General features: G+C 71.1%; 10 protein-coding genes. 9 read left to right on the top strand and 1 reads right to left on the bottom strand.

The annotated features are described in order from the left end of the window. The 5 genes from ABZ836_RS30295 to prcA form a co-directional block, all read left to right on the top strand. On the top strand, nt 1-185 hold a 185-nt coding region (locus ABZ836_RS30295; RefSeq protein WP_361147559.1), incomplete at its 5' end, for a hypothetical protein. 123 nt (nt 186-308) lie between these two features. Beyond that, nucleotides 309-1,823, top strand: coding sequence for a depupylase/deamidase Dop (dop, locus tag ABZ836_RS30290; protein WP_356138101.1), 1,515 nt, complete (start codon nt 309-311; stop codon nt 1,821-1,823). Nucleotides 1,824-1,970: 147 nt separating this feature from the next. Continuing rightward, complete coding sequence (locus tag ABZ836_RS30285) at nt 1,971-2,189, top strand: ubiquitin-like protein Pup (RefSeq protein WP_108956145.1); 219 nt, start codon at nt 1,971-1,973, stop codon at nt 2,187-2,189. A gap of 198 nt (nt 2,190-2,387) precedes the next feature. Next, entirely contained in the window at nt 2,388-3,236 is an 849-nt protein-coding gene (gene prcB / locus ABZ836_RS30280) for a proteasome subunit beta (RefSeq protein ID WP_356138099.1), read from the top strand. Nucleotides 3,237-3,324: 88 nt separating this feature from the next. Further along, entirely contained in the window at nt 3,325-4,122 is a 798-nt protein-coding gene (prcA, locus tag ABZ836_RS30275; protein WP_361147554.1) for a proteasome subunit alpha, read from the top strand. A gap of 173 nt (nt 4,123-4,295) precedes the next feature. Here prcA and ABZ836_RS30270 read toward each other — a convergent pair whose 3' ends face one another. After that, on the bottom strand, nt 4,296-5,315 hold the full coding sequence (locus ABZ836_RS30270; RefSeq protein ID WP_356138096.1) for a LacI family DNA-binding transcriptional regulator: 1,020 nt from the start codon (nt 5,313-5,315) through the stop codon (nt 4,296-4,298). A gap of 98 nt (nt 5,316-5,413) precedes the next feature. Here ABZ836_RS30270 and ABZ836_RS30265 point away from each other — a divergent pair, with 98 nt between their 5' ends. The 4 genes from ABZ836_RS30265 to ABZ836_RS30250 all read left to right on the top strand — a co-directional run bounded on the left by ABZ836_RS30265 (nt 5,414) and on the right by ABZ836_RS30250 (nt 9,629). Next, a complete protein-coding gene (locus tag ABZ836_RS30265) occupies nt 5,414-6,679 on the top strand; it encodes an MFS transporter (RefSeq protein WP_356138094.1) in 1,266 nt (421 codons plus the stop codon). A gap of 9 nt (nt 6,680-6,688) precedes the next feature. Then, entirely contained in the window at nt 6,689-8,050 is a 1,362-nt protein-coding gene (gene pafA, locus ABZ836_RS30260) for a Pup--protein ligase (RefSeq protein ID WP_356138093.1), read from the top strand. 144 nt (nt 8,051-8,194) lie between these two features. Then, on the top strand, nt 8,195-9,196 hold the full coding sequence (locus ABZ836_RS30255) for an FKBP-type peptidyl-prolyl cis-trans isomerase (RefSeq protein WP_356138091.1): 1,002 nt from the start codon (nt 8,195-8,197) through the stop codon (nt 9,194-9,196). 61 nt (nt 9,197-9,257) lie between these two features. Continuing rightward, nucleotides 9,258-9,629, top strand: a complete 372-nt coding sequence (locus ABZ836_RS30250; protein ID WP_356138089.1) for an FKBP-type peptidyl-prolyl cis-trans isomerase — start codon at nt 9,258-9,260, stop codon at nt 9,627-9,629. Nucleotides 9,630-9,762: the final 133 nt, after the last annotated feature.

Below are 9,762 nucleotides of genomic sequence, written 5' to 3'. Positions count from 1 at the left end.
GGGTACCGGTACCCGTACTGGTGGAGGGCGGCGGGATCATCGGCCTGGTGACCGCCTGGCGGGCCGCGCGCGGTGGCGCGGCCTGCGAGGCACCCGCGGCCGCCTCTTACTCCCACCCGCCCGTACGGGCGCGCGGGAGCGCCAAAGAGGCGAATGATCTCCCCGACGGCGCCCTGGCGTTCTAGGCTCTGCAGTACCGCCGCTCCGCCGCCGCGGGCAGACCGGAACGGGCACGCACCTGCGCCGGAGCACGGGTGGGACTTGAGGGCCGCCCCCGACCGAGGGCGCCGCCGGGCAAGGAGGGCCGCATGACCGTACGGCGAGTGATGGGGATCGAGACGGAGTACGGGATCTCCGTTCCGGGCCACCCCAACGCCAATGCCATGCTCACCTCGTCCCAGATCGTCAACGCCTACGCGGCGGCGATGCACCGGGCCCGCCGGGCCCGCTGGGACTTCGAGGAGGAGAACCCGCTGCGGGACGCGCGCGGCTTCGACCTGGCGCGCGAGGTCGCCGACTCCAGCCAGCTCACTGACGAGGACATCGGCCTCGCCAACGTGATCCTGACGAACGGCGCCCGCCTCTACGTGGACCACGCCCACCCGGAGTACAGCGCCCCCGAGGTCACCAACCCGCGGGACGCGGTGCTCTGGGACAAGGCCGGCGAGCGGATCATGGCCGAGGCCGCCGAGCGGGCCGCCCAGCTGCCCGGCGCGCAGCCCATCCACCTCTACAAGAACAACACCGACAACAAGGGCGCCTCCTACGGGACGCACGAGAACTACCTGATGAAGCGGGAGACCGCCTTCTCGGACATCGTGCGCCATCTGACGCCCTTCTTCGTCTCCCGGCAGGTCTTCGCCGGCGCCGGCCGGGTCGGCATCGGCCAGGACGGCAACGAGCACGGCTTCCAGCTGAGCCAGCGGGCGGACTACTTCGAGGTCGAGGTGGGCCTCGAGACCACCCTGAAGCGGCCCATCATCAACACCCGCGACGAGCCGCACGCGGACGCGGAGAAGTACCGCCGCCTGCACGTGATCATCGGCGACGCCAACCTCTCCGAGATCTCGACCTACCTCAAGCTGGGCACCACCTCCCTGGTCCTGTCCATGATCGAGGACGGGTTCATCGCCGTCGACCTGGCCGTGGACCAGCCGGTGCGCACCCTGCACCAGGTGTCCCACGACCCGACGCTCAAGCGGCTGGTCACGCTCCGCAGCGGCCGGAAGCTCACCGCGGTGCAACTGCAGATGGAGTACTACGAGCTGGCCCGCAAGTACGTCGAGGAGCGCCTGGGCGTCGACGCCGACGACCAGACCAAGGACGTGCTCTCCCGCTGGGAGGACGTCCTGGGCCGTCTGGAGAACGACCCGATGAGCCTGGCCGGCGAGCTGGACTGGGTGGCCAAGCGGGAGCTCATGGAGGGCTACCGCCGCCGGGACACCCTGGACTGGGACGCCCCGCGGCTCCACCTGGTCGACCTGCAGTACGCCGACGTGCGGCCCGACAAGGGCCTGTACAACCGTCTGGCGGCCCGCGGGCGGATGAAGCGGCTGCTCGACGAGCAGGAGGTCCTCAGGGCCGTCACACAGCCCCCGGAGGACACCCGTGCCTACTTCCGCGGCCGCTGCCTGGAGCAGTACGCGGACGACGTGGCGGCCGCCTCCTGGGACTCGGTGATCTTCGACCTCCCCGGCCGGGACTCGCTCCAGCGGGTGCCCACGCTGGAGCCCCTGCGGGGTACCCGGGCGCACGTCAAGGAGCTCCTCGACCGCTGCCGGACGGCGGAGGACCTGGTCAAGGTGCTGAGCGGCAACAACTGAGCGATCTTCCACCCCCGTTTCGGGGTGGGATCGGTCCCGAAGGGGAATCATCGGGATGGTTTCTCCGTGTGAGGGAACTGTGGGGTCGATGTCGGACCCTGCTTGTAGGGTCTGATCGAGAACGTCGAACCGAGCGGGGTGAGGGTTATGGCGACCAAGGACACCGGCGGCGGACAGCAGAAGGCCACGCGGTCGACCGAGGAGGTCGACGAGCAGGCGCAGGATGCGCAGGCGAGCGAGGACCTGAAGGAACGGCAGGAGGCGCTGAGCGACGACGTCGACTCCGTCCTGGACGAGATCGACGACGTGCTCGAGTCGAATGCCGAGGAGTTCGTGCGTTCCTTCGTGCAGAAGGGCGGCCAGTAGGCCTCAGGGCCTTCGAAGCGAAGGCGCAGTGCCGAGCACGGGGGCTGCCCTCCGGCGGCCCCCGTGCTCCGGTGTTCGAAGGTGGATCATCGCCGGAGTGCGGGTAGGGTCCGTGGCATAACTGTGCTTCAGCTTGCTTCAACCGCGCAGGTCGGATGCGACGGCGGCGCGGAAGCCGTGTTCTTCGGAAGGAAATGCGTGGAAGCCAACACTCGTGACACGGGGCGACTGCCGGCCGCCTTCCTGACTCCGGGATCCTCCTCCTTCATGGACTTCCTGGCGGGGCACCAGCCGGACCTGCTGCCCGGCAAGCGGCAGCTGCCGCCGACGCAGGGCGTCATCGAGGCCCCGCACGGCACCACCATCGTGGCGGTGACGTTCCCGGGCGGCGTGGTTCTGGCGGGTGACCGGCGGGCCACCATGGGCAACGTGATCGCCCAGCGCGACATCGAGAAGGTGTTCCCGGCCGACGAGTACTCCGCGGTGGGCATCGCGGGCACGGCCGGTCTGGCCGTGGAGATGGTGAAGCTGTTCCAGCTCGAGCTGGAGCACTTCGAGAAGGTCGAGGGCGCCCAGCTCTCCCTCGAGGGCAAGGCCAACCGGCTGTCGACGATGATCCGCTCCAACCTGGCCATGGCCATGCAGGGCCTGGCGGTCGTGCCGCTGTTCGCCGGTTACGACCTGGACGCCGGCCGGGGCCGGATCTTCTCCTACGACGTCACCGGCGGCCGCTCCGAGGAGCACCAGGGCTTCGCGGCGACGGGCTCCGGCTCGCTGTTCGCCCGCGGCTCGATGAAGAAGCTCTACCGCGAGGACCTGACGGAGGAGCAGGCGACCACCCTGGTCGTCCAGGCCCTGTACGACGCGGCCGACGACGACTCGGCGACGGGCGGCCCGGACATGGCGCGCCGGATCTTCCCGATCGTCACCGTGATCACCGAGGACGGATTCCGCCGGCTGACGGACACGCAGTCGTCGGGGATCGCCCGCTCGGTCCTGGACCGCCGGCTCGAGGAGCCCGACGGCCCGCGGGCGGCGCTGCTCTGACGGCGCGTCGCCCTCACGGACCCTCAGGACGATCCCTGTGACTTCTACAGACCCTTCGACGGAATCCACGGAAAGGGACGGATAACCGGTGTCGACGCCGTTCTATGTCTCACCCCAGCAGGCGATGGCGGACCGGGCGGAATACGCCCGCAAGGGCATCGCGCGCGGCCGCTCCCTGGTCGTGCTGCAGTACGCCGACGGCATCGTCTTCGTCGGTGAGAACCCGTCCCGCGCGCTGCACAAGTTCAGCGAGATCTACGACCGCATCGGCTTCGCCGCCGCGGGCAAGTACAACGAGTACGAGAACCTCCGCATCGGCGGCGTGCGGTACGCGGACCTGCGCGGTTACACCTACGACCGGGGCGACGTCACCGCGCGCGGCCTGGCCAACGTGTACGCGCAGACGCTGGGCACCATCTTCTCCAGCGCGGGGGAGAAGCCCTACGAGGTCGAGCTGGTGGTGGCCGAGGTGGGGGAGACCCCCGAGGGCGACCAGATCTACCGGCTGCCGCACGACGGCTCCATCGTGGACGAGCACGGCTCGGTCGCGGTCGGCGGCAACGCCGAGCAGATCAGCTCCTACCTCGACCAGCGCCACCGCGAGGGCATGACCCTCGGCGAGGCGCTCAAGCTGGCCGTGCAGGCGCTCTCCCGGGACACCAGCGGCTCGGAGCGGGAGATCCCCGCGGAGCGTCTGGAGGTGGCGGTCCTGGACCGCACCCGGCCGCAGCGGCGGAAGTTCCGCCGGATCACCGGCCCGCGCCTGGAGCGCCTCCTGGCGGACGGCGGCGAGGGCGGAGCCACGGCCGCCGAGCCCGAGCCCGAGCCCACGAAGCCCGAGCAGGCCGCGAAGCCCGAGGGGCCCGCGGACTCCGCCGAGAGCTGACCGGTCCGCCCGGCCGGAACCACGCCCGACCAGCCGTCCGCCCGGGCGCCGGCTCCGGGCACCGACCCCGGGTACCGGCAGCGAGCACCGACTCCGTGCCGCGTGCCCACGGCCTCCGCCGTGGGCACGCGGCACCGTCGTGTCCGGGCAGGGCCGGGGGCGGGGCGTCGGCGTCAGGGCGCGGGCGGGGGAGCGGTCGAGCCCCTGACGACCAGGTCGACCGGGATGTCCCGGGTGACCGGCGCGCGGCCGTCGATCACCGACAGCAGGGCCTCCATGCCGCGCTCCCCGGTCAGCTCCGCGTCCAGGCGGACGGTGGTGAGCTCCGGTTCCAGGGCCAGCGCGAGGATCTGGTCGTCCACGCCGGTGACCGAGAGGTCCCGGGGCACGCGCAGGCCCAGGTCACGGGCCGCCTTGTAGGCGCCCACGGCGAGCATGTCGTCGTCGCAGACCAGGGCCGTCGGGCGGGGGCCCGGCCCGCGCAGGGCGGCCTCCACGGCGGCGCGGCCGTGCTCCGGGGCCATGCCGGAGGCGGCGGTGACCAGCGTGGTGTCCGCCACCGTCGCGAGCCGGGCCTCCAGCGCCCGGGCCCGCTGGGCGAACGTCCACGAGGGCACGTCCGCCCGCAGGTGCAGGAAGCGGCGGTGCCCGAGGCCCAGCAGGTGGTCGGCCACCTGGCGGACGCCGTCCGCGATGTCCAGGTTGACGGTGGCGGTGTCCGGGGTGGCGCCGGGCTCGCTGTCCAGCATCACCAGCGGAAGCCGGTCGCCGCGCAGCACGGTCAGCGCCTGCGCGGCCATCGACGAGGCCAGCACCCCCTCCAGCGCGGCCGGCGCCGAGGCGAAGGGGTCCCGGGCCGGGCCGACGCCGACCGGTGACGGGTAGAGCACGATCGAGAAGCCGTGTGCCGCCGCGACGCGGGCGGCGCCGGTGTGCACCCCGGCGAAGAAGTGCGTGGTCAGCGTGGGGACCACCAGCAGGACCGTGCGGGTGCGGCCGGTGCGCAGGTTCCTCGCCGCCAGGTTGGGCCGGTAGCCGAGGGTGCGCGCGGCCTCCCGGACCCGCTCCGCGGTGGGCTCGGAGATCCGGCCGTGCCATTTGCCGCCCAGGACGAGCGAGACGGAGGCCTGCGAGACGCCGGCCGCGCGGGCCACGTCCCTGCTGGTGGGGCGGGTCTTGCCTGATGGGGCCATGGTCGGCGCGCTTCTCCGGGTCGGGGCTCGTCTGGACTGCGAGTCGTCGGACATGCTACGTATGACGTTCACGTTATACGTAAAACGGAGGGCGCTGCATGTTTTCGCGGTACCTGGAGATCCTCAAGGCCCGGCATGCCGCGCGCCTCCTGGCGGGAACGCTGGTGGGGCGACTGCCCAACGCCACGTCGGCGATCGCCATCGTCCTGTTCGTCCGGGCCGAGGGCGGTTCCTACAGCCTGGCCGGAGCGCTGGCCGCGGTGTACGGCGTCGCCAACGCCGTCGGCCAGCCGGTGCTGGGGCGCCTCGTCGACCTGCACGGGCAGCCGCGGGTGCAGCTGCCCGCCGCCGTGCTGGCCGCCGCGGCGATGGCCGTCTTCGCCTTCACCGGCCTCGACCCGCTGCCCGTCGCCTACCTGGCCACGGCCGCCGCCGGTCTGTTCACCCCGCCGCTGGAGGGCGGCCTGCGCGCCCTGTGGCCCTCCGTCCTGCGCCGCGAGGACCAGATCCACACCGCCTACGCCATGGACGCCGTGGCCCAGGAGGTCATGTTCACGGTCGGCCCGCTGCTGGTCTCGCTGTTCATCGCCGTCTGGTCGCCGATGGCCGCGCTGCTGGCGCTCAACGCGATCGGGGTGCTCGGAGCCCTCTCCGTGGTCGTCTCGCAGCCCTCCAGAGCCTGGCGCTCGGCGCCCCGCGAGGCGCACTGGCTGGGGGCGCTGCGCTCCGGGGGACTGCTGGTCCTGCTCGGGGCGCTCTTCTTCGTCGGCATCGCGCTCGGCTCCATCACGGTCGCCGCTGCCGCCTACGCCGACCACAGCGGGGGCGACAGCGACGCGGTCTACGCCGTCCTCCTCGCGGCCCTCGGCTTCGGCGCGCTGGTCGGCGGCGGCTTCTACGGCGCCCGTGAGTGGGTGGGAGCGCCGGAGCGGCGGCTGAAGATCCTGGTCGCCCTGCTGGCCGTCGGCTACGCCCCGCTCGTCCTGATGCCGGGGACGGTGCCGATGACCCTGCTGGCCGCCCTCGCCGGCGTGTTCCTGGCGCCCACCATCGCCTGCGCCTTCGTCCTCGTGGACCGGCACGCCCCCCGTGGCACGGTCACCGAGGCGTTCTCCTGGCTGGTGACCACGTTCACCGTGGGCCAGTCGGTGGGTACCGGCGTCGCCGGTCCGGTGCTGGAGCTCCTCGGCACCCGCTCCGGTTTCGCCGTCCCGGCCGCCGCCGGAGCGGTCTCCCTGCTGGTGCTGCTCGCCTCCCGCGGCGCGCTGGCGAAGCCCCGGAATCTCGGAAGAGTCGCCGCCGCTTCGGAAAATGATCCGAATCGGACCGTCGAACCCCGTTTCAGCTCGGGTGATCGGGCGTAATGTTCAGACATGGACCGCCGCATTTTCGGGCTGGAGAACGAGTACGGCGTCACGTGCACGTTCAGGGGACAGCGCCGTCTGTCGCCTGACGAGGTGGCGCGGTACCTCTTCCGGCGTGTCGTGTCATGGGGCCGCAGCAGCAACGTGTTTCTGCGAAACGGCGCCCGCCTCTATCTCGACGTGGGATCGCATCCGGAATACGCCACACCCGAATGCGACAACGTGACGGAGCTCGTCACCCACGACAAGGCCGGCGAGCGCATTCTGGAAGGTCTTCTCGTCGACGCGGAACGCCGCCTGCACGAGGAGGGAATCGCGGGCGACGTCTATCTCTTCAAGAACAACACCGACTCGGCGGGAAACTCGTACGGCTGCCACGAGAACTACCTGGTGGCCCGGCACGGCGAGTTCTCCCGGCTGGCGGACATCCTGATCCCCTTCCTGGTCACGCGGCAGCTGCTCTGCGGCGCGGGCAAGGTCCTCCAGACCCCCCGCGGCGCGGTGTACTGCGTCAGCCAGCGGGCCGAGCACATCTGGGAGGGCGTCTCCTCGGCGACCACCCGCTCGCGGCCCATCATCAACACCCGTGACGAGCCGCACGCGGACGCCGAGCGCTACCGCCGCCTGCACGTGATCGTCGGCGACTCCAACATGTCGGAGACGACCATGCTGCTCAAGGTCGGGGCCACCGACCTGGTGCTGCGCATGATCGAGGCCGGCACGGTGATGCGCGACCTCACCCTGGAGAACCCGATCCGGGCCATCCGCGAGGTCAGCCACGACATCACCGGCCGCCGCAAGGTGCGGCTGGCCAGCGGACGGGAGGCCTCGGCGCTGGAGGTGCAGCGCGAGTACTACGAGAAGGCCTGCGAGTTCGTCGACCGGCGCGGCATCCGCACCGGCGTCGTCGAGCAGGTGCTCGAGCTCTGGGGCCGCACCCTGGACGCCATCGAGACGGAGGACCTCGACAAGGTCGCCACCGAGATCGACTGGGTGATCAAGTACAAGCTGCTGGAGCGCTACCGCGCCAAGCACGACATGACCATGTCGAACCCGCGGGTCGCCCAGATAGACCTCGCCTACCACGACATCCACCGCCGCCGCGGCCTCTACTACCTGCTGGAGAAGAAGGGCCAGGCCAAGCGGATCTGCAACGACGTCAAGATCTTCGAGGGCAAGTCGGTGCCGCCGCAGACCACGCGGGCCCGGCTGCGCGGCGACTTCATCAAGCGGGCCCAGGAACAGCGCCGCGACTTCACGGTGGACTGGGTCCACCTCAAGCTCAACGACCAGGCCCAGCGCACGGTCCTGTGCAAGGACCCGTTCCGTTCGGTCGACGACCGGGTGGAGAAGCTGATCGCCGGCATGTAGCCGCCGGCAGGGCCGCGGCACGGCGGACGGGGGTTCCGGAGCGCATCCGGAACCCCCGTCCGCACGTACGGGAGCGGTGGGACGGGGAACCCGTAGAGTGACGCGGGACGCCAACTCGAAGATCGACCGATAGAGGCCCCCATCGTGCGCCGACGCTCACTCCTCCTGGCTGTTCCCGCCGGACTGGCCACCCTCTCCGCCTGTGGCTCCGACTCGTCGGACAAGGAGGCGGAGGCCAGCACCAAGCCGTCCCCGGAGTCGCCCGCCTCCGCCCCGCCGCCGCCGAAGATCGTCGACGGCCCGCTCCCGGAGATCACCGGTGGAACCGCGTTCGGGGAGAAGCCGACGGTGGCCAAGGGCTCCGGATCGCCGTCGAAGGACCTGGCGGTGCGCACGGTGATCGCCGGCAGCGGACGCACGGTCGCCGAGAACGACTTCGTCCAGGCCCAGTACCTGGGGCAGAACTGGGAGACCGCGAAGGTCTTCGACAACTCCTACGACCGCAAGAGCCCCATCGTGATCCAGCTCGCCCAGGGCCAGATCATCGACGGCTGGCGCTACGGGCTGGCGGGCAAGAAGGCCGGCAGCCGCGTGATGATGGCGATCCCGCCCACCTGGGGCTACGGCGAGCAGGGCAACGCGCAGGCCGGCATCAAGGGCGACGACACCCTGGTGTTCGTGATCGACATCGAGAACACCTTCAACGCCCGCAGCTCCGCCGACGGCAGCAAGGTCGCGCAGTCCGACGCGGCGCTGCCCAAGGTGGGCACCAACACCGACGGCAAGGCCCCCTCGGTGGAGATCCCCAAGGGCGCGCCGCCGAAGAAGCTGGTCTCCGAGTACGTCCTCGAGGGCGACGGCCCGGAGGTCGCCGAGGACGCCACGGTGCTGGTGCAGTACAAGGGCGTGCTCTGGGCGGACGGCAAGGAGTTCGACTCCACCTACGGCCGCGGCGCGCTCACCTCGTTCTCGCTCCAGCAGGTCGTCCCGGGCTGGGCGCAGGGACTGGCCGGCAAGAAGGTCGGCAGCCGGGTCCTGATCGTGATCCCGCCGGACCTCGGCTACGGCGACACCCCGCCGGAGGGCAGCCCGATCAAGAAGGACTCGACGCTCGTCTTCACCGTGGACCTGCTGGCGACCATGTGACGTCCGGGATGGGAGACTGCTCCCGTTGCATCGTGTCGTCCATCAGCAGGAGAGAAGTTTCGTGAGCATCGAGAAGCCCGAGGTCGACTTCCCGGGTGGCGAGCCGCCGGCGGACCTCGAGATCAAGGACATCTGGGAGGGCGACGGCCCGGAGGCCAAGGCCGGCGACGTCGTCTCCGTCCACTACGTCGGCGTTTCCTTCTCGTCCGGCGAGGAGTTCGACTCGTCCTGGAACCGCGGCACCCCGCTGCGCTTCCAGCTCGGTGTCGGCCAGGTCATCAGCGGCTGGGACAAGGGCGTGCAGGGCATGAAGGTCGGCGGCCGCCGCCAGCTGATCATCCCCCCGCACCTCGCCTACGGGGAGCGCGGCGCCGGCCGTGCCATCGGCCCCAACGAGACGCTGATCTTCGTCTGCGACCTGGTCGCCGTCTGATCCCGGGTCGTCCCGCAACGGTCGACGAGTGACCGGAAACGATCACGGTGAGGTGATTCCCCGGGCCAGCAGGTCCCAGAGCGCGTCGGCATCGGCGTCGGCGTCGCGGGCCTCGTGGTCGGTCCCGCCGACG

Source organism: Streptomyces sp. NPDC047130, from assembly GCF_040643475.1.
Taxonomy (GTDB): Bacteria; Actinomycetota; Actinomycetes; order Streptomycetales; family Streptomycetaceae; genus Streptomyces.
The sequence above is the reverse complement of the archived record's forward strand: the minus strand, read 5'-3'. Positions and strand labels throughout refer to the sequence as shown.

Bases quoted from the DNA above. Each gene is read 5' to 3' on its own strand.
- dop (WP_356138101.1), top strand. From the start codon at position 309: ATGACCGTACGGCGAGTGATGGGGATCGAGACGGAGTACGGGATCTCC.
- ABZ836_RS30285 (WP_108956145.1), top strand. From the start codon at position 1,971: ATGGCGACCAAGGACACCGGCGGCGGACAGCAGAAGGCCACGCGGTCG.
- ABZ836_RS30270 (WP_356138096.1), bottom strand. From the start codon at position 5,315: ATGGCCCCATCAGGCAAGACCCGCCCCACCAGCAGGGACGTGGCCCGC.
- ABZ836_RS30265 (WP_356138094.1), top strand. From the start codon at position 5,414: ATGTTTTCGCGGTACCTGGAGATCCTCAAGGCCCGGCATGCCGCGCGC.
- pafA (WP_356138093.1), top strand. From the start codon at position 6,689: ATGGACCGCCGCATTTTCGGGCTGGAGAACGAGTACGGCGTCACGTGC.